Genomic DNA, 19,256 nt, shown 5'->3' on the forward strand with positions numbered 1-19,256 from the left:
TTTCACGCCGCCCCCTTCCATCGACGCCCACGCTACGCACCCCCACCGACACTTTCCGGCGTGGGCCCGCCGCGGGCTAGCCGCCGGCGATGAAGCCCTGCACCGAATTCGCGACCAGCTCGACCGCGATCGCGGCGAGCAGGAGGCCGGCGATCTTCGCGAGAAGCGTGATGCCGCTTTCCTTGATCAGCCGGATGACCACGCCGGAGAACCGCATGCAGGTGTACAGCACGAAATGCACGGTCACGATCGCCAGCGCCAGCGCGATGTATGCGCCCAGGTGCCCGTCGGCCTGGCGGACGAACACGATGGTCGCCGCGATCGCACCAGGACCGGCCAGCAACGGCGTGCCAAGGGGAACGAGGGCGACGTTGACGTCCTCAGCCGCTTCGGGCTCGTTACTCCCCGCGTTGCCCATGAGCAGCTGCAACGCGATCAGCAGCAAGAGCAGCCCGCCCGCGCCCTGCAGGGCAGGAATTCCGATGCCCAGATACGCCAGGATCGCCTGCCCGGCCACCGCGAACAGCGAGATGACCAGGAGCGACACCAGCACCGCCTGCCGGGCCGCTTTCACCCGCGTGGCCATCGGTTTGCGGCCGACCAGGCTCAGGAACACCGGCACCGTGCCCGGCGGGTCCATGATCACGACGAGGGTGATCGTCGCGCTCATGAAGAGCTTCGCGTCGAAGAAATCCGAGACGGCCATCTCAGCCCTTCACCACTGAGAAGCCGGTCGCCCGCCCCACCAATTCCTCCAGCTGGTCCGGCTCGGTCGTTTCCTGGCCGAGCCCGATGGTCTTGTTCGTGCCGTGGTAATCGCTGGACCCGGTGCGGAGCAGGCCCAGCTCGTCGGCCAGCTCGCGGGTGCGCGCCCGGGTCGCCGGATCGTGGTTGGGATGGTTGACCTCGACGCCGGTCAGTCCGCGAGCCGTCAGATCGCGCAGGGTGTCCTCGCTGATCGTCGCGCCGCGGCTGAAGGCGAAGGGGTGCGCGATCACGGTAACCCCGCCGGCCGCGGTGACCATGTCAATCGCTTCCTCGACCGGAGTGTCGCGGCGCGCGACGTAGTACCCGCGGCGGCTGTGCAGGTAGTCGCCGAAAGCCTCGTCGACGGAGCTGACCAGACCCGCGCGGACGAGCGCCTGCGCGAGGTGCGGCCGTCCCGCGGGCGAGTCCTCGGGCAGCAGGCTCAGGATTTCGTCGGCGTCGACCGGGAGGCCGTCGGCGGCCATCCGCTCGGCCATCCGCCGCAACCGGGTGCGCCGTTCGACGCGCAGCCGCGTCTGTTCCGCGACGATCGCGGGCGCGGTCGGGTCGAAGAGGTACGCGAGCAGGTGCACGCTGATCTCGTAGCCGGTGTCCGGGTCGATCGAGACCGTCGACAGCTCGGCGCCCGGCACGAGCGTCATCCCGGCGGGCAGGGCCGCCGCGGCCGGTTCCCAGCCCGCGGTGGTGTCGTGGTCGGTGATCGCGACGACGTCGAGACCGGCACGCGCGGCAGCGCCGACGAGCTCGGCAGGGCTGTCGGTACCGTCGGAGGCCGTGGAGTGGGCGTGCAGGTCGATGCGCATCGGACCTATTCTCGACGATGCGCTGCGTCACCCCGGCGCCGGGACCAGTGCCGACGCGCCCGGGGTCAGCCGACCGGCTTCTTGCCCCGCGCCGCGCGCTGTGCCTTGATCATCGAGAACCGTTCGGCCTGCTTCTGCTTGTCGCCGAACACGAGCTCGGAGATCGTGTCGTAGAACTCCTCGGGCCGCGGCAGGTAGTCGATCCGGTTCAGCGCCTGGATCTGACCCGCCGATTCGACGACCATCGTGCCGTAGCCCAGCATCCGGCCCCAGGCCGAACGCTGGTAGGTGAGGTCGGTGACCTTGCTGATCGGCATCATCAGCACCTTGGTGGTGAAGACGCCGGTGGTCATCACGAACCGTTTGTCGGTGACGACCAGCCGTTCGACCCACCATTCGATGATCACGTAGGCGAACCGCAGCACCACCGCCAGCGCGACGTACCAGAGGATGTTCTGCACCACCCACATCGAGGGCGGCAGCAGATACGACACCAGCACGCACACGATCAGCAGCGCGGCTGCCTCGAACGTGTCCCAGAGGAGCACCGCCCAGTGGCGGCGGATCCGGATGACCCGCCGCTCGGTGTCGAGGAGGTACTCGTCAGGGTCGCGTGGCGCGAACATAGTCCGAGGGTATCCCCTGCCGTCAGTGGAAGATGTTGCTGACGAACGTGATCACCGATTCGGCCGAGCTGCGGAGGAAGTCCACGATGTTGCTGACAAGACCAGCAGCATGGCCCGGCTGAGCGATCACGAAGAACAGCACCAACGCGATACCCACGAGTCCCGCAAGCTTCTTCGCGTTCACAGCGATCAATCCCGTCTCTTCCATGACACCCGGAAAACTGACTTTCTACGTTGTACCGCACTGACCACTCACGCGGGAGGAAAGTCCCGCGCATGGGTCAGCCAGGCGCTCGAAGTGTACCGTACGGCTACTCTCCGTGTACAGGTTCCTGAACGCTAGGAGGTGCGGCCGGGCTCGGCTACCTTCGCGGCATGGACCATCTCGAGCGCTGCGTCGGCGGCATTGTGTTCGACGACCAGGGCAGACTCCTGCTCATCCGGCGCGCGAACGATCCGGGGAAAGGCCAGTGGTCGCTGCCTGGCGGACGCGTGGAACCGGGCGAAACGGACCACGAAGCGGTGGTCCGGGAACTCCGCGAGGAGACCGGACTGGACGTGAGACCGCACACATTGGCCGGTTCCGTGGTCCGCGGCGTCTACGACATCCACGACTACGAATGCACGTGGACCGGCGGAATCCTCACCGCGGGCGACGACGCCACCGACGCGCGATGGGTCAACTCGGCTGAACTGGTCAATTTGGACGAAGCGGGCCACCTAGTGGACCAGCTGCTAGTGACCCTGCGTGACTGGAATGAGGTGCCCGCCGCGTAACTCAGAGCGGTTATTTACGCATTGCCCCGGGCCGCGTCCGCGATTCGGAACTGATTGCGGAGTTGTCGGAAAGTTTCCCCATCGTTCAAGCGTCCGCGATGAGCACGGAAAATGCGCGGAACGCGTATTCGATATCGCCGGACGCGCATCGGTTCGGGCATCCTGGCCGTCGCGGAGCAGTGTGACTGATGGGGTGAATGTGACACAGGTTACGCAGGGTGCAGACAGGCGACGTGCGTGGCCAAGCCGGGAAGAACCGGCCTGGCCACGCACGAGACAGCTCACGCCAGCCAGGTCATCCGCTGACCGTGCGGCGCCGTCTGGGCCAGCGCGCGGGCCTCGGGCTTCCCGGCTATCCAGGTCGTCAGCCCCAGCACCGCCATCGCGGGCTCGCCCTCAGCCGAGTCGCCGAAGGACAGGTCTTCCCGCCCGGGCAACACCGTTTCCAGCCCAGCCTTGTAGAACTCCTGGCTGACCCACCACACCGGCCGAGCCGAGGACAGCCGCGCCAGCTCGGCCACGAAGTCCGCCCGCCGGTCCCAGACGTACGCCAGCGCGTGGCTCGTCAGCACCACCAGCGGCAGTTCCTCCGGCAACCGCGCGGCCGCCGAGGCCAGGTCGTCCACCGCGTCCCCGGCGATCAGCTCCGGCGGGTGCTTCCGCTGTTCCGCGGCAGCCGTCCGCAGCAGCCGGATCCGGTCGACCTGATCGGCCCAGACGCACGCCTCCAGCCACGCCAGCTCGTCCTCGTCCGAGAGGTCCACCGGAGCCCGGTCCAGGCCCGCTCGGGCCGCGACAGCGACCTTCTTGGGCAGCTTGGGCAACTTCGCACCGGCCGCGACGTCGATCGCGCAGTGCAGCCCGACAGCGGCCTTCGCCGGGCCAGCCGTGAGCTGCTCGCCGCCGTCGCACTGATAGCGGTAGCCGAACCGGTCGAGCCCCAGCAGCAATCCCGCGCTGCAGCCGACCTCCAGCAGCGCGATCTTGCCGCCCGCTTCCTTCGCCGCCGCGGCGACCGCCGGGTACAGCAGCGCGGCGCGGCGTACCTCGTTCGTCTGCGTGTAGCGGGTCGAGATGATCTCGCGGGCCTGGTCCGCGCGCTCCAGCAGGAACGAGCGGAACAACGGCCACGTCTCGCTGTCGACGCCGTCGAAACCGCCGACCGACGGGTAATAGCGCGACAGCGGATGAATCGGATCCGCTTGCACCAGCCGGTGCGCGGCGGCGAACAGCAAGGTGCCGCGCGCTTCGCCGCCGCGGGCGTCAGTCAGGAGCGCGGCGACGTCGTCGTCCTCGGCCGCGTGCGTGGCGAGGTGGTCGTACAGCGGCGAAACCCCGCGCGCCTCCGTCTCGGCGAACCTGCGCAGCGTCTGCTTGATCTTCTCCAGGGCGATGGCCACCCGTGCTCCTCTTCGCGGCGGATCGATCACTCGTGCGGCGTCGGGCGGCCGGGCTGTTCGCCGCCGCGGGTGTCGCCGTAGGACCGTTTCGGCACCATCACTTTGCGCCGGAAAATGCACACGATGGTGCCGTCCTGTTTGTACCCTCGCGTCTCGACGTACACCACTCCCCGGTCGTCCTTGGACTTCGACGGGGTTTTGTCGAGCACCTCGGTCTCGCCGTAAATCGTGTCGCCGTGGAACGTCGGCTTCACGTGCTTGAGCGATTCGACCTCGAGGTTGGCGATGGCCTTCCCGGACACATCCGGCACCGACATGCCGAGCAGCAGCGAGTAGATGTAGTTGCCGACCACGACGTTCTTGCCGAAATCGGTCGTCTCGCCCGCGTAGTGCGCGTCCAGGTGCAGCGGGTGGTGGTTCATCGTGATCAGGCAGAACAGATGGTCGTCGTATTCGGTGACGGTCTTGCCGGGCCAGTGCTTGTAGACCGCGCCGACCTCGAACTCCTCGTAATACCGGCCGAATTGCACGCTTGCGCCTCCTGTCCGGGTAACACCTGCCGAACCAGGTGCGACACGTATCCGTGGTGAGGAGTACCCTCGACCATCGGTGATCGCGCGTCAACGCGACCCCTGCCACTTCGCACGCCCTGGCGTGCCCCGGCCGAAAGGAGGTGAGGAACCGCCCATGAGCAGTGGTGATAGTCCGCTCCCTAGTAGTACGTGCGTTCCCGCCCCGCCGGTCGGCCTTCTTCCTTCCTGGTAGGCCCGCGTCCGGGAACTCACGGTGCCGCCGGACGGACTCCGCAGTCCGCCTGGCCGTCGTCTTCGTGCTTCACGACGTCTGCCCAGGAGAACCCATGCCTGCCATTCCCTCGCTAGGCGGCCTTCGCGGCCGCGGCAACAACCGGGCCAAGGCCAGCCTCGAGCGGCCGATCCCGGTGCCGCTGTCGGCCTATGTCGTCGATTGCGCGGTGTATGTCGACGGCAAGCGGCTGCCCGGGCGCTGGACGCACGCCGAGGCGATCCGCGAGGTGCGCAAGCGGCACGCGGGGTTCGTCTGGATCGGCTTGCACGAGCCCGATTCCGACCAGATCCAGGGCATCGCGGAGACCTTCGGGCTGCACGAACTGGCCGTCGAGGACGCGCTGGAGGCGCATCAGCGGCCGAAGCTGGAGCGCTACGACGACACGCTGTTCCTGGTGCTGAAGACGGTCCGCTACGTCGAGCACCAGTCGCCGACCACGGCGAACGAGATCGTGGAGACCGGCGAGCTGATGGTGTTCCTCGGCCGCGATTTCGTGATCACCGTCCGGCACGGCAACCACTCCGGCCTCGCCCGGCTGCGCCGTGACCTCGACGACGACCCGGAGCGGCTCGCCCTCGGCGCGGCGGCGGTCGTGCACGCGATCGCCGACCACGTGGTCGACCACTACCTGGAGGTCACCAGCCGGATCGAGGCGGACATCGACGAGATCGAGGCGCAGGTGTTCGCGCCGCGTTCGTCGGTGAGCGCCGAGCAGATCTACCTGATGAAGCGGGAAGTGCTCGAACTGCGGCGCGCGGTGGTCCCGCTCGCCACGCCGGTGTCGCGGCTCGCCGAGGGCTACACGCGGCTGGTGCCGGACGAGGTCCGCTCGTATTTCCGCGACGTCGCCGACCACCTCGCGACGGTGTCCGAACGCGTCGCGGCGTTCGACGAACTGCTCAGCACCCTGGTCGACGCGACCGTCGCGAAGATCTCGCTGCAGCAGAACACCGACATGCGCAAGATCACCGCGTGGGCGGCGATCATCACGGTGCCCACGATGGTCGCGGGCATCTACGGCATGAACTTCGACTACATGCCCGAACTGCACTGGCAGTTCGGCTATCCGATCGTGGTCACGATCATTCTCGCGATCTGTCTGCTGCTGTACCGAATATTCCGGAAGAACGGCTGGTTGTAGCCGCCCCTCGCGGTCCCCGTTTCTTCACCCGGTAGCAGGAGGTTTGTCTCGTCATGTCCCGGTTGCTGTCCAACCTCAAGTTCTGGGCCCTGGCCCTCTGCCTCATGTGGATCGTCGGCATCGTCGCGATGATCGCGCTCAACCCCGGGTTCGCGCACGGCATGAAGTGACGCCGCGTGCGCCGTAACCTTGGCGCATGCCGAAAGCGCTGGTGGTGGCCGACGAGGCCGACGAGCGGCTGTGGACCCCCGCGGTCCGCTCGCTGCGGGTCGACCTCGTCGTCGCCGCCGGCGATCTGCCGTTCGCGTATCTCGAGTTCCTCGCCGGCATGCTCGACGTGCCGTGCGTGTTCGTTCCGGGCAATCACGATCCGGACCTGAGCGGCTTCACCCGCTACGGCGGACTGTCCATGAAGGACGGTTTCCCGACCGAATGGCCCGGCCCCGCCGGCGGAATCAACGCCGACGGCCGCATCGTCGACGTCGCCGGACTGCGCATCGCCGGGCTCGGCGGTTCGATCCGCTACCGCGACGGCCCGAATCAATGGACGCAACGCCAGCAGGCGCGCCGGGCCCGGCGGCTGGAGCGGCGTTTCCGGTGGCGGAAATGGCGCGACGGCAACGGAATCGACATTCTGCTCACGCATTCGCCACCGCGGCACCTCGGCGACCGCGAAGATCCGCCGCACCAAGGTTTCACCTGTCTGCACCGCACGATCGAAACCCTGCGGCCGCACTGGCTGCTGCACGGACACATCCATCCGCACGGCGAATCGGCGCCCGACCGCGTGGCCGGCCGCACCCGGATCCGCAATGTGGTGGGCTATCAGGTGATGGAGTTCCCGCGATGACCCGACCGACCGGTTTCCCGCGCGCTGACGCCGAAAACGACTTCCTGCGAGCCCGGCGGCGGCAAGTGCTGTCCCGGCTTTCCACGTGGCTGCGCCGGGAACCCGACGACGTCAACATCATGCTTCCGTTCCACGAAGTGGTGCAGGCGCTCGGTTACGTCAGCGAAGCGCGGATCGGGACGCGAGTGATCACTTTGGACTCGATCGTCGGCACCGTCGACCGCAGCCGCGACTTCGACCGCCGCTTCCGTCCCACTTCCGCCCGCGTCCGGCAACGCTGGGAACGACTCGCGCTGGCCTCCCGCCGCGGCGAGGCTATCCCACCGATCGAGGTGTACCGCATCGGCGAACTGCACTTCATTATCGATGGCCACCACCGGGTTTCGGTCGCGCTGGCGCAGGGACTGTCCACAATAGAAGCGTCGGTGATAGCCGTGCGCACCAAACTGGACCCGAGCGGGATCCGGTATCGCGGCGACCTGATCGTGAAGGACTACCGGCGGCTGTTCCTGGAACGAGTCCCGCTGTCCGGCCACGCCCGCGCGTCGGTGCTGGTGACGGATCCATGGAACTACGCGCAACTCGGCGAACACGTCGAGGCGTGGGGTTTCCGGCTCATGCAAGACGAGGGCCGGTTCACCGACCGCGCGACTGTCGCGCAGCGCTGGTTCGACGAGGAATTCACGCCGGTAGTGGCGATGCTGCGGCAAGCCGACCTGATCGGCGACCGCACCGAGGCCGAGGCGTACCTGTGGGTCGCCTGCGAGCGGTACCGGCTGATCCGGACCCATCGCTGGGACGAGGAGGTCATCGAAACGCTGCGTTCCCAGCAGTGACTTGTCAGGCGCCTCCTGACGTGTCAGGCTGATCCTGACACCAGGAGGTTGCGATGACTTCGTACTGCTCGTTCTGCCTGAAACCGGCCGACGAGGTGGCCAAACTGATCGCCGGATCCGGCGTCTACATCTGCGACGGCTGCGTCGGATTGTGCGGCCAGATCCTGGCTGGGGAGCACGAACCCGGGACGCCCGAGGTGACGCTGTGGGAGCGGAAATCGGACGAGGAAATCCTGGAGAGCATCCCGCGGATGGCGAAGGTCAGCGCGCAGACAGACGCGCGGATCCAGGAGCAGGTGGATCTGCTGCGGACGCGCGGGGTGGCGTGGGCGCGGATCGGCGAGGCGCTGGGAGTGACGCGGCAGTCGGCCTGGGAGCGGTTTTCCGCCGAGCGGAAATGAGACTGGCCCCCTCCCGTTTGGCGGCGGAAGAGGGCCGATCGATCCCAGTGGTTCGGCGGCGGCCCGGTCCGGGCCGCTCAGTCGTCGCGTGCGGCCGCTCCTCAGACAGCTCGCCCGGCGGGTCAGTCGCTGGGGATGATGGCCCACAGGATCAGGTACCCGATGAACTGCGGCCCCGGCAGCAGGCAGGAGACCAGCGCGAGCACCCGGATCTTGCCCGGCGTGGTCCCGAAGCGACGGGCGAGCCCGGCGCAGACGCCGCCGATCATGCGCCCCTCTCGCGGCCGGCTCAGCCGGTGGGTGACAGGTGCGGTCATCGTGTTCCCCTCCCGTTTGGGTTCGTACCTCTATGTCACCACGTGCGGGGCCGGGGCACATCGCCCCGCGGGACGATCCGGACCCCTAAGGGGATGGGGTCCGGTACTGGGGAGGAATCGGGGTCGGGGCGGGAACTCGCAGGTCAACGGGCTGGCCGACCGCTACCCGGCGGCTTGCCATTCCCGGCTGACGCAGCCTTCCTCGTAAGCCCACGAACCGTCTGCCCGGCCTGCTTTGAGCACCCGCTTCGCCGCGGCGAGATCGGCTTCCGGCGGGACGGTGAACCCGACCATGCCGAATTGGTCGAACCGTTCGCCCTCGAAGCCGAACGCGGCGAAGCGGTCGAGCACGCGGCCCAAATCGCCCGCGAAAGGGCCGTCCGGCCAGACGATCATCCGGATGGTGCAGTTCCCCGACCACTCCACCCGTTCGACGGGCCGCAGCGTCCCGTCCGCGTCCCGCTCGACACGGAAAACGTCGCCCTCGGCCGCGTCGCGGGCGAACCACGGGACGTTGTCCAGCCGCACGTGGTCCGGCCGGTCCAGCGGGACCGCCCACAGCCCTTCGCGGCTGAACGGCGGCCAATCCTCGCCATCGGAAGGGAGTTCGAACACGACCTTGACGTGGGCCGGCCGATCGAGGTCGCTGGGTTGTTCAGGCACCGCAGAAGCTTGCCATCGCCTGCGTGCGGCGAAAACGCGGCCCGTCTCGCTCGATCGCTGCGGCTGCGGCTGCGGCTGCGGCTGCGGCTGCGGCTGCGCAAGATTCTCGCGCGGTTCGGCGGACAAGCCGCCCCGTCCGCCACAGCCCTGCTCTCCCGCCCGGCCCGGATGCCCACCGACAACCCGCACACCAGACCAAACCAGGCACCCACGCGCCTGCCCAACCCCGCACCTGCCGACAACCCACCCGCCAGACGGCCGAGTCTGTCCACCGAAACCCGCTTCCCCATTTGCCCACCCAGAACCTCCCCCACCAGCGGTGATGACTCAGCGAAGTGTGGGATTTCCCGGCGGGGGCTGGATTTTTCGCCACTCACGGTGATACTGCACCCCGTGCGTAACCCACTCGGAGTCCTCGCGGTCGGCTGTTCGGTGCTTCTCGCCGCGAGCGTCGGATGTTCCGCGGAGTCTGCCCCGGCGGAGCAGGCGCAGGCGCAGTCCACGCCGGTGCCGCTCACCGCGATCGCGGCGCTCGGGGACTTCGCCACGCTCGATTACTGCAGTCTCCTCGACCCGGAGCGGCTCAAGAACACCACCGCGGACACGCCCGATTCCTCGTTCACCGCTTGCCAGGCGGACTTCGTCCAGGCCGGGCGGCCCCGGACGGTCACTGTCGGGCCGCTCGCGGCCGATCGCGATCCCAACATCAAGGCCTACGACTACGCGGGCAAGGTGCCGGACGGCGTTTCCGTGCAGCAGGCCGGTTTCGTGCCCGAACGGTCGTGCGGGCGGGCGATCACGTTCGCCGACGGGGTCCGGCTGGCCGTCTCCATCACCGACGGGGACGATCGCGGCAGTGCGGAGGACCGGTGCGGCGCGGCGGACGACGTCGTCGGCGGGGTGCTCGACGCGGTGACCGGCAACCGGGTGCGGCATCCGCAGTTGCCGGACCGGTCCTGGGGGCGGGTGGATTCCTGCGCGATCCTCAGCGCGTCCGGGGCGCAGGGCGGCGACGCGACGGCCGGGATCGCCGGGCATTCCTGCATTCTCGACAAGGTGAGCCTGGAGTTCGCGGTGGTGCGGCAGGCTCCGGCGGGGCCGTCGGAAACGCTCGGCAACCGGATGGCGCGGGTGGCCGCCGACGGCGCGTTCTGCCGGGTACGGACGGTGCAGCCCTCCCCTGCCACGGCTGGACGCGCGGAGCAGGCGACGGTGAGTGTGGTCGACACCAGCGGTGCGGGCGGCGAAGCGGCTTGCCCGGCCGCGCGCACCGCGGCTGCGACGGTCTTCTCGCGAATCCCCTAAACGTCCGTGAAGGGCTCCTTGAAGGAATCTGATTCCCTCAAGGAGCCCTTCACGGACCGTCAGCTCAGTCGGAGTAGGTGAGGTTTCGGCCGTTGGACGGGTCGAAGAGCTTCACCTTGTCCGCGTCGAACGAAATCTGCAGATCCTGGTTCTCCGCGGCGGCCGATTCCGCCGACAGCCGGGCCACGATCAGCGATTCCGCGCCGGGGACGTCGGCCGAACCGCTGTCCGCGGCCAGTTCCGCCAGTTCGGCCGAGGTCGCGGCTTCACCCTCCACGGTGAAGTGCGCGAACTTCTCCGAACCCATCGACTCCAGCACGTCCACGTGTGCGGTGAACGTCGCGCCTTCGTGGCCCGATTCGGCCAGTGCGGCGTCCTCGAAGTGCTCCGGGCGGATGCCCATGATCACCTCGCGCGGGGCGTCCGCCGCTTCGGCCATCCGGCGGATCCGGTCGGTCAGCGGGGTGGTGCCGAGCGAACTGCGCAGCTGACCGTCTTCGAGCGTCGCGGGGACGAAGTTCATCGACGGCGAGCCGATGAACCCGGCCACGAACAGGTTCGCCGGGTTGTCGTACAGGAACTGCGGCGAACCGATCTGTTGCACGTACCCGGCCCGCAGCACCACGACGCGGTCGCCGAGGGTCATCGCCTCGGTCTGGTCGTGCGTGACGTACAGCGTGGTCGTGCCCAGCTGCTTCTGGATTTTGGACACCGAGGTCCGCATCTGGCCGCGGAGCTTGGCGTCCAAGTTGGACAGTGGCTCGTCCATCAGGAACGCCTTGGGGTTGCGGACGATCGCCCGGCCCATCGCCACCCGCTGCCGCTGCCCGCCGGACAGGTTGGCGGGTTTGCGGTCGAGATGCTGGGTCAGGTCGAGGATCGTCGCCGCTTCCTCCACTTTGGACCGGACGATCTTGTCGTCCACTTTGGCCAGCCGCAGCGGGAACGCCATGTTCTCCCGCACGCTCATGTGCGGGTACAGCGCGTACGACTGGAACACCATCGCGATGTCCCGGTCCTTCGGGGCCTTTTCGTTGACCCGCTTGCCGTCGATGCGCAGTTCGCCCGAGGAGATGTCCTCCAGCCCGGCGACCATGTTGAGCGTGGTCGACTTCCCGCAGCCGGACGGGCCGACGAGGATGATGAACTCGCCGTCGGCGATCGTGATGTCCACTTCGGACACCGCGAGCGCGCCGTCGGGATAGCGCTTGGAAACCTTGTCGAGAACGATTTCAGCCATGGGTCAGCCCTTCACCGCACCGGACGTCAGCCCCGCCACGATGCGACGCTGGAAAAACAACACGAACAGGATGATCGGCACCGTGATCACGACCGCGGCCGCGCACACCTGGCCAGTCGGGTCCTCGAACTGCGAGGACCCGGTGAAGAACGACAACGCGGCCGGCACCGTGCGCGACGCCTCGGTGGACGTCAGCGAGATGGCGAACAGGAAGTCGTTCCAGCAAAGGATGAACACCAGGATCGCCGTGGTGAACACGCCCGGCGCGGCCAGCGGCGCGATCACCTTCCGGAACGCCTGGGCCGGCGTCGCGCCGTCCATTTTCGCCGCTTTTTCCAGCTCCCACGGGATTTCCCGGAAGAACGCGGACAGCGTGTAGATCGACAGCGGCAGCGCGAACGTGATGTAGGGCAGGATCAGCCCCGGCCAGGTGTCGAAAAGGCCGAGCCCGCGTTCGATGTTGAACAGCGGGGTGACGAGCGAGACCTGCGGGAACATCGCGATCAGCAGGGAAAGCCCCACCAGCACTTGCTTCCCGGGGAAATCGAGCCGGGCGATCGCGTAGGCCGCCATCGTGCCCAGCACCACCGCGATGACCGTGGAGATCACCGCGATGCCGATCGAGTTCACCAGCGCGCGCAGGAACTCCGTGGTCTGGAAAATGTCCGCGTAGTTCTTGAGCGTCCATTCCACCGGGATGAAATTGCCGTCGGTGAGCGTCGCTTTCGTCTTGAACGACAGCGAAAGCACCCAGAGCACCGGGACGATCGCGAACACCAGCACCAGGATGTCGAGCAGGCCCCAGCCCACTTTGCGGCCGGTCGTGGCCGCACCTGTAATGGCCATCAGCGCTTCCCCCCGTCGTCCGTGCCGGGCGCGGCGGTGCCGAACACCTTGATGAAGAGGAACGCGATGATCGCCACGGTGATGAAGATCAGCACCGCCATGGTGGAGCCGATCCCGAGGTTGAGCCCCTTGACCAGGTTGTCGTAGGTCTGCATGGACACCGATCCGGTGTCCTGCGCGCCGCCGGTGAGCACGTAAATGTTGTCGAAAATGCGGAACGCGTCGAGCGTGCGGAACAGCAGCGCGACGAGGATCGCCGGTTTCATCACCGGCAGCATCACCTTGGTGAACCGCTGCCACGCGGTCGCGCCGTCCATCGCCGCGGCCTTCAGCAGGTCATCAGGCACCAGCGCCAGCCCGGCCATCAGCAGCAGCGCCATGAACGGCGTCGTCTTCCACACCTCGGCGAGAATGATGATGAACAGCGACGGCCACTGGTCGGTCAGCGGCGCGACCCCTTCGCCCAGCACGTTCGCCAGGTACCCGGTTTTGGGCGTCCACGCGAAATACCACGAGAACGCGGCCACCACGGTCACGATGCCGTACGGGATCAGCGCGACGGTGCGCACCAGCCCGCGGCCGACGAGCGTGCGGTGCATGATCAGCGCGAGCCCCATGCCGAGCACGAATTCGATCGCCACCGAAACGACAGTGAGGAACATCGTGGTGCCGAACGCGGTCCACCAGTAGGAATTGGTGAGCACCGCGGCGTAATTGGAGAATCCGATGAACTCGTGCTGCGACGGGAATCGCAGGTCGTAGCGCTGCAGCGAAAGCCAGACCGAATAGATGATCGGGTATCCGGTCACCGCGATCATCACGATGAAGGCGGGCGCGCACAGCCAGAGCCCGAGCCGCCGTTCCGCCTTCTTGCCCTCGGAAAGCGCGGGCTTTCCCTTGCGGTGCGCCGCTTCCTGGGCGGTCGCGGCGGGATCCTGGACGGTCACGGGATCACTCCCTTCGACTGGAGCGCGTCATCGAGCTGTTCCCGCATTTTCTGCGCGGTCGCCTGCGGATCGATCGCCGACGGCGGGGAGATGATTTTCGACATCACCGTGGACAGGTTCTGGTACACCGGAGTGAGCGGCCGGACCGCGGCGGTTTTCAGCGCCGACAGAATGGCGTCGCGCATCGGGTACTTCTGCGCCATGTTCGGGTTGTCCGCCGACGCCGGTTTCGCCGGGTCCACCGGCACGTCGTCGTGGTACACCGACTCGATCGTCGGCGGCACCCCGTCGTTGATCGCCGACACCTTCTGGTTTTCCTTGCTGCGCAAGCACAACGCGGCTTCATACGCCTCGGGCTTGTGCTGCGAGTAGGCGCTCACCGCCAGGTCGAACCCGCCGATCGTGCTCTTCGACGGAATGCCCGCCTTCGCCTGCGGATACACCGCCCACTTGAAGTGCGACAGGTCCTGCGGCTTTTCCTCGGCGTAGGAGGCGTAAACGAACGGCCAGTTCAGCTCGAACGCGGCGCCGCCGCTCTGGAACGTCCGCCGGACGTCGTCCTCCTTCTGGTTCGTCAGCGACGGGTCGGTGATCCCCGACGACGTGACCTTCTTCAGCAGTTCCAGCGCCTGCACCGCGCCCTCGTCCATCACGACGGATTTCCCGTCGTCGGACAGGATGTGCCCGCCGAGCGATTCGACCAGCGTGTTGTAGATGACCACCAGACCCTCGTACTGCGCGCCAGTGAAGACGACGGAATACGGCTTGTGCTGGCTCTTGAGCTGCTGTGACATCTGCATCATCTCGTCCCACGTCTTGGGCGGGGTCGGGGTGATGCGGTCGTCGTACCAGAGCAATTGCACGTTGGTGTTCTTCGGTGCGGCGTAGAGCTTTCCTTGGTACGTAGCGGTTTCCAGCGGGCCTTGCAGCACGCCCTCGGACGCGGCCGTCTTGTTCTGCCCGGTCCACTCGTCGACCCAGCCCGCCTCGGCGAACTCCGAGACCCAGGTGACGTCGAGGCCGAGCACGTCCATCGACGTGTCGCCCGCGGCGAGCCGGCGCGCCATCTGGATCCGCTGGTCGTCCGAACCGCGCTGGAGCTTGTTGTAGACGATCCGGTACCGCCCGGCGGCGGCTTTGTTGCAGTTGTCGACGACCGTCTGGAAATGGTCCTCCGGGGAGTAGTAGACGTTGATCGTCGTCCCGGAAGCCGTTCCGCAGCCTGCCGCCAGGCCGCTGGTCATCAAGCCCGCGGCGAGCAGTGCCGCCGCGCGGGTAGGTCCTCGTTTCTTTCCGCTGGGCCGTTTCTTCCCCATCCAAGCCTCCTCGCGTGTGCACACGGCACCGTCCGGCGCCGCCCCCAGACAGCACGCCGCGACGAGGCGGACCCGAGCCAGCACCCCGACGTGCCAGTTGCCGGCAGGCCGCGCTGGAGGACACGACCGGCCAACCGGTGTCGGACAACCTATGCCCGGCGATCACCCGCCGCAAGCAGGGTCGGTAACGATTCAGCCAGGTGCGCGCGAACCATCGGAAAGACGGGTGAAAAAGTCCCGTGGGTATTTACGCCGTGGCGGGCAGCGGACCGCGTGAGCGGCAATCCCGGTGAGAACCGGCATAAACAGTCACGAGGCAAGAGGCGGCGGCCGCAACGCCAGCTTCGCGAGCAGCTCGCGCCCCTGCTCCGCGCTGCGCGGCTGGCACAGCACGTCGTACCGGCCCGCGACGAGCTGGCTCGCCGACGAGAAATCCCTGCGCCCGCGCGACGTGCGGTATCCGATCGCCGAGAACGCCAGCCCGGACAGGACACCGAGCACCAGCCCGGTCAGCAGCTGCAGCGTGAATCCGCCCTGGTTGACGAACATCCCCAGCAGCAGTCCGGCGAACAGGCCGAACCACGCGCCCGACATCGCGCCCGCGGCGAGCACCCGGCCCCACGACAGCCGTCCGATGACGCGTTCGACCAGCATCAGGTCGACGCCGACGATCGTCACGTCGGTGACCGCGAACTCGCTTTCCGCCAGGAAATCGACCGCCTGCTGCGCCTCGCCGTAGGTCGTGTACGACCCGATCGGCCAGCCGGTGGGCGGGGTCGGGAGCCGCGGCAGCCCGGCCTGGCCCTGCCCGCCACCAAAGGGACTGCTCACCATCATCACCTGCGCACTCGTCCGGAGTTCGAGGGCTCCATCTTGTCAAGAACCGGCGGAGCGCGCGAACTCCGGCGAGCCGCGGGTCAGGCTTTGTAATCCCGCAGCAGGCCGCGGCTGATGATGGTTTTCTGGATTTCGCTGGTGCCCTCGCCGATCAGCAGGAACGGGGCCTCGCGCATCAGGCGCTCGATCTCGTATTCCTTGGAGTAGCCGTAACCGCCGTGGATCCGGAACGCTTCCTGGGTCACCTCGGCGCAGTACTCGCTGGCGATCAGCTTCGCCATCCCGGCCTCGACGTCGTTGCGGGCGCCGGAATCCTTGAGCCGCGCGGCGTTGACCATCATCAGGTGCGCGGCCTCGACCTTCGTCGCCATCTCCGCGAGCTTGAACGCGATCGCCTGGTGCTGCGCGATCGGCTTGCCGAAGGTGGTGCGCTGCTGGGCGTAAGCGATCGCCAGCTCGAAGGACCGGATCGCGATCCCGCACGCGCGCGCCGCGACGTTCACGCGGCCGACCTCGACACCGTCCATCATGTACGAGAAGCCCTTGCCCGGAGCCTCGCCCAGGACCTTGTCGGCGCCGATCTTGAAGCCGTCGAACACCGCTTCGGTGGTGTCGACGCCCTTGTAGCCCATTTTGTCGATCTTGCCCGGAATCGTCAGACCCGGAAGCACCTCGCCGAACCCGGACGGCTTCTCGACCAGGAACGTCGTGAGGTTCTGGTGCGCCTTCTCCGCGCCCTCGTCGGTCTTCACCAGCAGCGCGATCAGATTCGACGAACCGCCGTTGGTCAGCCACATCTTCGCGCCGTCGATGACGTAGTCGTCGCCCTCGCGCTTGGCGCGGGTCTTGATCGCCGCGACGTCCGAGCCGAGGTCCGGTTCCGACATCGAGAACGAGCCGCGGACCTCTCCGGTCGCCATCCGGGGCAGGAAGTGCTGCTTCTGCGCTTCGGTACCGTGCTGCTTGATCATGTGCGCCACGATGAAGTGCGTGTTGATCACGCCGGACACGCTCATCCAGCCGCGCGCGATCTCCTCGACCACGAGCGCGTAGGTGAGCAGTGATTCGCCGAGGCCGCCGTACTCCTCCGGGATGGTGAGCCCGAACAGGCCCATCTCCTTCATGCCCTCGACGATCTCCGCCGGGTACTCGTCGGCGTGCTCCAGCGCCTGCGCGTGCGGGATGATCTCCTTGTCCACGAACGAGCGAACCGTGGACAGAATCTCCTGCTGCACATCGGTCAGGCCGGCGGTCCGGGCGAGACGGGCCATGAGCTCAGCTCCTCACTGCGGGCGACGCCGGCTCCCGGCGCTGGGGTTACCGGGGAGTATGACTGGTTCGCGCCCGAGCGGCTATGAGGGTGCTCACGCCAGGCCCCGGTTTCCCCCGTTAAGGTGCGGATAAGGTGCTGATCCACCCGAAACCGCGAGAAGGATCCCGATGAGCGAGGCCAGCGACGACCGGGACGAGCCAGCCGGGCGCGACGGCTACACGCACCCGTCGTATGAGCACCAGCCCTATCCGCCGCAAGGCCCGCCGCCGGGCGCGGGACTCGCGCTCGGGTCGCTGGTGTGCTCCATCGCCGGGTTCGTGCTGTGCGCGCCGATGGCCGTCGCGGGGATCGTGATGGGGCACATCGCGTTCCACCGGGCCCGCCGCGGTCGCGGCACGGGCGGCGCGCTGGCGGTCGCCGGTTTCGTGATCGGCTACGCCGCGCTGATCGTCTGGGGCATCGCCATTCCGCTGATCGTGCACGCGCTGGTCCAGTCCGGAGTTTTCGGCTGATGCCGCCGCGATTCCCGGTAGCGTCGTCCTTCGAACCCGGCACCTCGAGGGAGCCCCGATGACCACTCCGTCCGACCGCGACCCGGCGTCGTACGAACCGCCGCCGACCGCGGATCCCGCTCCGTACGAGCCGCCGGCCACCGCCGACCCGACGCCGTACGAGGCCCCGGCGGACGCCGTCCCGTCCACTTCGGAGGCTGATCCGCTGGTTCCCCCGCCGGGCTGGACCGCGCCCGACCCCGGTCCGGTCGCGCAGCTGCCCGGCGACCAACCGGCTCCCGCCGCGCCACCGCTCGCGTCGCCGTATCCCGTTGCGGCGCAACCGGATCCGTTCGCGCCGCCGCCCGCGTACCACGCCTTCCCGGCTCCGCCGCCGTACGGCGCGCCCTACCAGCCGTACGCCGCGAACACCACCGACACCGGCCTCGCGACCGGCGCGCTGGTGTGCTCGCTGCTCGGCCTGGCGACCTGCGTCCTCGCGGTCCCCGGCCTCGCGATGGGGCACGTCGCGCTCTCCAAAGCCAGCCGCAACGAAGCAGGCGGACGCACCATGGCGCTCTCGGCCGTCGTGCTCGGTTACGTCGCGGTCGCGCTGTGGGTCGGCTTCTTCGTGACGCTGACGGTCCTCGGCATGAACGGCTACCTCGACCGCTGATCCGGCACGTCGCTCGCCTCGGCCTCGGGCGGGGCGACCTGCCCGTTGCCGACCTGTTCCGCGGACTCCGCAGACTCCACGGACTCCGCTGACGCCCGCGGCTCCGGCGGTTTCGCGGCCGGTCTCGCCGGAGGATCGGTCCGCGCGTCCAGGAACCGCAGCAGTTCCACCGGGAACGGCAGCACCAGCGTCGAGTTCTTCTCCGCCGACACCTGCACCACTGTCTCCAGCAGGCGCAGTTGCAGCGCCGCCGGGGTGTCCGCCATCGTCGCGGCGGCCTGGGCGAGCTTGTGCGATGCCTGCAGTTCGCCGTCCGCGGAGATCACCCGGGCGCGGCGTTCGCGTTCGGCCTCGGCCTGGCGCGACATCGAGCGCTTCATCGACTCCGGCAGCGCGACGTCCTTGATCTCGACCCGGTCGATGTGGATGCCCCAGTCCAGCGCCGGGCTGTCGATCATCAGCTCGAGGCCCTCGTTGAGCCGCTCGCGGTTCGACAGCAGGTCGTCGAGGTCGCTCTTGCCGATGATGGACCGCAGCGACGTCTGCGCGACCTGGCCGATCGCCGTCCGGTAGTCCTGCACGTGGACCGCGGCCAGCACCGGGTCGACCACCTTGAAGTACACGACCGCGTCCACCCGGACCGTGACGTTGTCGCGGGTGATGCCGTCCTGTGCGGGCACCGGCAACGTCACGACCTGCATGTTCACCTTCTGCATGCGGTCGGCCAGCGGCAGCAGCAGCGCGAGCCCGGGGTCGCGGACCTGCGAGCGCACCCGGCCGAAACGGAACACCAGCCCGCGTTCGTACTGTTTCACCACGCGCACCGCGGAAGCGAGCCACACCCCGCCCGCGACGACCACCGCGCTGACAATCTCGACGATCATGGCAGCTCCCGGGTTCGCCAAACCCTTTGTCCACCCACTGTACGCGCGGAAG

The 19,256-nt window shown here is 67.9% G+C and carries 23 protein-coding genes; 8 read left to right on the forward strand and 15 right to left on the reverse strand.

Annotated features, from left to right (window positions below):
* Positions 1-76: 76 nt before the first annotated feature.
* The 4 genes from ACFORO_RS40915 to ACFORO_RS40930 form a co-directional block, all read right to left on the reverse strand.
* Positions 77-706 (reverse strand): MarC family protein, encoded by a 630-nt coding sequence (locus ACFORO_RS40915; protein ID WP_344288575.1) that lies wholly within the window; start codon positions 704-706, stop codon positions 77-79.
* Between the two features lies 1 nt (position 707).
* Positions 708-1,571, reverse strand: coding sequence for a PHP domain-containing protein (locus tag ACFORO_RS40920; protein WP_377873084.1), 864 nt, complete (start codon positions 1,569-1,571; stop codon positions 708-710).
* Positions 1,572-1,636: 65 nt separating this feature from the next.
* Positions 1,637-2,197, reverse strand: a complete 561-nt coding sequence (locus ACFORO_RS40925; RefSeq protein WP_009072960.1) for a PH domain-containing protein — start codon at positions 2,195-2,197, stop codon at positions 1,637-1,639.
* Between the two features lie 22 nt (positions 2,198-2,219).
* Positions 2,220-2,390 (reverse strand): hypothetical protein, encoded by a 171-nt coding sequence (locus ACFORO_RS40930; RefSeq protein ID WP_093576760.1) that lies wholly within the window; start codon positions 2,388-2,390, stop codon positions 2,220-2,222.
* Positions 2,391-2,572: 182 nt separating this feature from the next.
* On the opposite strand from ACFORO_RS40930, the gene ACFORO_RS40935 reads away from it, so the two are divergent.
* A complete protein-coding gene (locus ACFORO_RS40935) occupies positions 2,573-2,974 on the forward strand; it encodes an NUDIX hydrolase (RefSeq protein ID WP_377873085.1) in 402 nt (133 codons plus the stop codon).
* Between the two features lie 281 nt (positions 2,975-3,255).
* Here the strand turns inward: ACFORO_RS40935 and ACFORO_RS40940 are convergent, their stop codons facing one another.
* Positions 3,256-4,368 carry a DUF2332 domain-containing protein gene (locus ACFORO_RS40940; protein WP_377873101.1) on the reverse strand — a complete coding sequence of 371 codons (1,113 nt, stop codon included), beginning with the start codon at positions 4,366-4,368 and terminating at the stop codon, positions 3,256-3,258.
* Between the two features lie 32 nt (positions 4,369-4,400).
* Positions 4,401-4,904, reverse strand: coding sequence for a MaoC family dehydratase (locus ACFORO_RS40945; protein ID WP_037815874.1), 504 nt, complete (start codon positions 4,902-4,904; stop codon positions 4,401-4,403).
* A 329-nt stretch (positions 4,905-5,233) separates the two neighbouring features.
* Between ACFORO_RS40945 and corA the strand changes: the two genes are divergently transcribed.
* The 4 genes from corA (at position 5,234) to ACFORO_RS40965 (ending at position 8,409) form a co-directional block, all read left to right on the forward strand.
* Positions 5,234-6,322 carry a magnesium/cobalt transporter CorA gene (gene corA, locus ACFORO_RS40950; protein WP_354746372.1) on the forward strand — a complete coding sequence of 363 codons (1,089 nt, stop codon included), beginning with the start codon at positions 5,234-5,236 and terminating at the stop codon, positions 6,320-6,322.
* A gap of 196 nt (positions 6,323-6,518) precedes the next feature.
* Complete coding sequence (locus ACFORO_RS40955) at positions 6,519-7,172, forward strand: metallophosphoesterase family protein (protein WP_377873086.1); 654 nt, start codon at positions 6,519-6,521, stop codon at positions 7,170-7,172.
* On the forward strand, positions 7,169-8,008 hold the full coding sequence (locus tag ACFORO_RS40960; protein ID WP_377873087.1) for a chromosome partitioning protein ParB: 840 nt from the start codon (positions 7,169-7,171) through the stop codon (positions 8,006-8,008). The genes ACFORO_RS40955 and ACFORO_RS40960 overlap by 4 nt, the downstream gene beginning before the upstream one ends.
* A gap of 53 nt (positions 8,009-8,061) precedes the next feature.
* Positions 8,062-8,409, forward strand: coding sequence for a ClpX C4-type zinc finger protein (locus ACFORO_RS40965; protein ID WP_370940258.1), 348 nt, complete (start codon positions 8,062-8,064; stop codon positions 8,407-8,409).
* A 122-nt stretch (positions 8,410-8,531) separates the two neighbouring features.
* Here ACFORO_RS40965 and ACFORO_RS40970 read toward each other — a convergent pair whose 3' ends face one another.
* Positions 8,532-8,726, reverse strand: a complete 195-nt coding sequence (locus ACFORO_RS40970) for a PspC domain-containing protein (RefSeq protein ID WP_344288589.1) — start codon at positions 8,724-8,726, stop codon at positions 8,532-8,534.
* Positions 8,727-8,888: 162 nt separating this feature from the next.
* Entirely contained in the window at positions 8,889-9,389 is a 501-nt protein-coding gene (locus tag ACFORO_RS40975; protein WP_377873088.1) for a DUF4265 domain-containing protein, read from the reverse strand.
* A gap of 393 nt (positions 9,390-9,782) precedes the next feature.
* Here ACFORO_RS40975 and ACFORO_RS40980 point away from each other — a divergent pair, with 393 nt between their 5' ends.
* Positions 9,783-10,694 (forward strand): hypothetical protein, encoded by a 912-nt coding sequence (locus ACFORO_RS40980; RefSeq protein ID WP_377873089.1) that lies wholly within the window; start codon positions 9,783-9,785, stop codon positions 10,692-10,694.
* Between the two features lie 64 nt (positions 10,695-10,758).
* Here the strand turns inward: ACFORO_RS40980 and ACFORO_RS40985 are convergent, their stop codons facing one another.
* The 6 genes from ACFORO_RS40985 to ACFORO_RS41010 all read right to left on the reverse strand — a co-directional run bounded on the left by ACFORO_RS40985 (position 10,759) and on the right by ACFORO_RS41010 (position 17,151).
* A complete protein-coding gene (locus ACFORO_RS40985; protein ID WP_354750990.1) occupies positions 10,759-11,934 on the reverse strand; it encodes an ABC transporter ATP-binding protein in 1,176 nt (391 codons plus the stop codon).
* A gap of 3 nt (positions 11,935-11,937) precedes the next feature.
* Positions 11,938-12,780, reverse strand: a complete 843-nt coding sequence (locus ACFORO_RS40990; protein WP_377873090.1) for a carbohydrate ABC transporter permease — start codon at positions 12,778-12,780, stop codon at positions 11,938-11,940.
* On the reverse strand, positions 12,780-13,727 hold the full coding sequence (locus ACFORO_RS40995; protein ID WP_354750988.1) for a carbohydrate ABC transporter permease: 948 nt from the start codon (positions 13,725-13,727) through the stop codon (positions 12,780-12,782). Before ACFORO_RS40995 ends, ACFORO_RS40990 begins: the two co-directional genes overlap by 1 nt.
* Positions 13,724-15,043 (reverse strand): ABC transporter substrate-binding protein, encoded by a 1,320-nt coding sequence (locus ACFORO_RS41000; RefSeq protein ID WP_354750987.1) that lies wholly within the window; start codon positions 15,041-15,043, stop codon positions 13,724-13,726. The genes ACFORO_RS40995 and ACFORO_RS41000 overlap by 4 nt, the downstream gene beginning before the upstream one ends.
* 309 nt (positions 15,044-15,352) lie before the next feature.
* Entirely contained in the window at positions 15,353-15,880 is a 528-nt protein-coding gene (locus tag ACFORO_RS41005) for a general stress protein (protein WP_354750991.1), read from the reverse strand.
* Positions 15,881-15,960: 80 nt separating this feature from the next.
* Positions 15,961-17,151 (reverse strand): acyl-CoA dehydrogenase family protein, encoded by a 1,191-nt coding sequence (locus tag ACFORO_RS41010; RefSeq protein WP_354750986.1) that lies wholly within the window; start codon positions 17,149-17,151, stop codon positions 15,961-15,963.
* 169 nt (positions 17,152-17,320) lie between these two features.
* Here ACFORO_RS41010 and ACFORO_RS41015 point away from each other — a divergent pair, with 169 nt between their 5' ends.
* Positions 17,321-17,665, forward strand: a complete 345-nt coding sequence (locus tag ACFORO_RS41015; RefSeq protein WP_354750985.1) for a DUF4190 domain-containing protein — start codon at positions 17,321-17,323, stop codon at positions 17,663-17,665.
* 58 nt (positions 17,666-17,723) lie between these two features.
* The gene (locus ACFORO_RS41020; protein ID WP_377873091.1) at positions 17,724-18,320 is read left to right on the forward strand and encodes a DUF4190 domain-containing protein; all 597 of its coding nucleotides are present in this window, start codon (positions 17,724-17,726) and stop codon (positions 18,318-18,320) included.
* Here ACFORO_RS41020 and ACFORO_RS41025 read toward each other — a convergent pair.
* Positions 18,305-19,204: an SPFH domain-containing protein gene (locus tag ACFORO_RS41025; RefSeq protein WP_377873092.1), complete on the reverse strand. Its 900-nt coding sequence runs from the start codon at positions 19,202-19,204 to the stop codon at positions 18,305-18,307. The two genes, ACFORO_RS41020 and ACFORO_RS41025, sit on opposite strands and share 16 nt — an antisense overlap.
* Positions 19,205-19,256 lie beyond the last annotated feature (52 nt).

Source organism: Amycolatopsis halotolerans, from assembly GCF_042647905.1.
GTDB lineage: Bacteria > Actinomycetota > Actinomycetes > Mycobacteriales > Pseudonocardiaceae > Amycolatopsis > Amycolatopsis halotolerans.

Coding starts and splice junctions, on each gene's coding strand:
- ACFORO_RS40915 (WP_344288575.1), bottom strand. CDS start 706: ATGGCCGTCTCGGATTTCTTCGACGCGAAGCTCTTCATGAGCGCGACG.
- ACFORO_RS40920 (WP_377873084.1), bottom strand. CDS start 1,571: ATGCGCATCGACCTGCACGCCCACTCCACGGCCTCCGACGGTACCGAC.
- ACFORO_RS40925 (WP_009072960.1), bottom strand. CDS start 2,197: ATGTTCGCGCCACGCGACCCTGACGAGTACCTCCTCGACACCGAGCGG.
- ACFORO_RS40935 (WP_377873085.1), top strand. CDS start 2,573: ATGGACCATCTCGAGCGCTGCGTCGGCGGCATTGTGTTCGACGACCAG.
- corA (WP_354746372.1), top strand. CDS start 5,234: ATGCCTGCCATTCCCTCGCTAGGCGGCCTTCGCGGCCGCGGCAACAAC.
- ACFORO_RS40955 (WP_377873086.1), top strand. CDS start 6,519: ATGCCGAAAGCGCTGGTGGTGGCCGACGAGGCCGACGAGCGGCTGTGG.
- ACFORO_RS40960 (WP_377873087.1), top strand. CDS start 7,169: ATGACCCGACCGACCGGTTTCCCGCGCGCTGACGCCGAAAACGACTTC.
- ACFORO_RS40965 (WP_370940258.1), top strand. CDS start 8,062: ATGACTTCGTACTGCTCGTTCTGCCTGAAACCGGCCGACGAGGTGGCC.
- ACFORO_RS40970 (WP_344288589.1), bottom strand. CDS start 8,726: ATGACCGCACCTGTCACCCACCGGCTGAGCCGGCCGCGAGAGGGGCGC.
- ACFORO_RS40985 (WP_354750990.1), bottom strand. CDS start 11,934: ATGGCTGAAATCGTTCTCGACAAGGTTTCCAAGCGCTATCCCGACGGC.
- ACFORO_RS40990 (WP_377873090.1), bottom strand. CDS start 12,780: ATGGCCATTACAGGTGCGGCCACGACCGGCCGCAAAGTGGGCTGGGGC.
- ACFORO_RS41000 (WP_354750987.1), bottom strand. CDS start 15,043: ATGGGGAAGAAACGGCCCAGCGGAAAGAAACGAGGACCTACCCGCGCG.
- ACFORO_RS41005 (WP_354750991.1), bottom strand. CDS start 15,880: ATGATGGTGAGCAGTCCCTTTGGTGGCGGGCAGGGCCAGGCCGGGCTG.
- ACFORO_RS41010 (WP_354750986.1), bottom strand. CDS start 17,151: ATGGCCCGTCTCGCCCGGACCGCCGGCCTGACCGATGTGCAGCAGGAG.
- ACFORO_RS41015 (WP_354750985.1), top strand. CDS start 17,321: ATGAGCGAGGCCAGCGACGACCGGGACGAGCCAGCCGGGCGCGACGGC.
- ACFORO_RS41020 (WP_377873091.1), top strand. CDS start 17,724: ATGACCACTCCGTCCGACCGCGACCCGGCGTCGTACGAACCGCCGCCG.
- ACFORO_RS41025 (WP_377873092.1), bottom strand. CDS start 19,204: ATGATCGTCGAGATTGTCAGCGCGGTGGTCGTCGCGGGCGGGGTGTGG.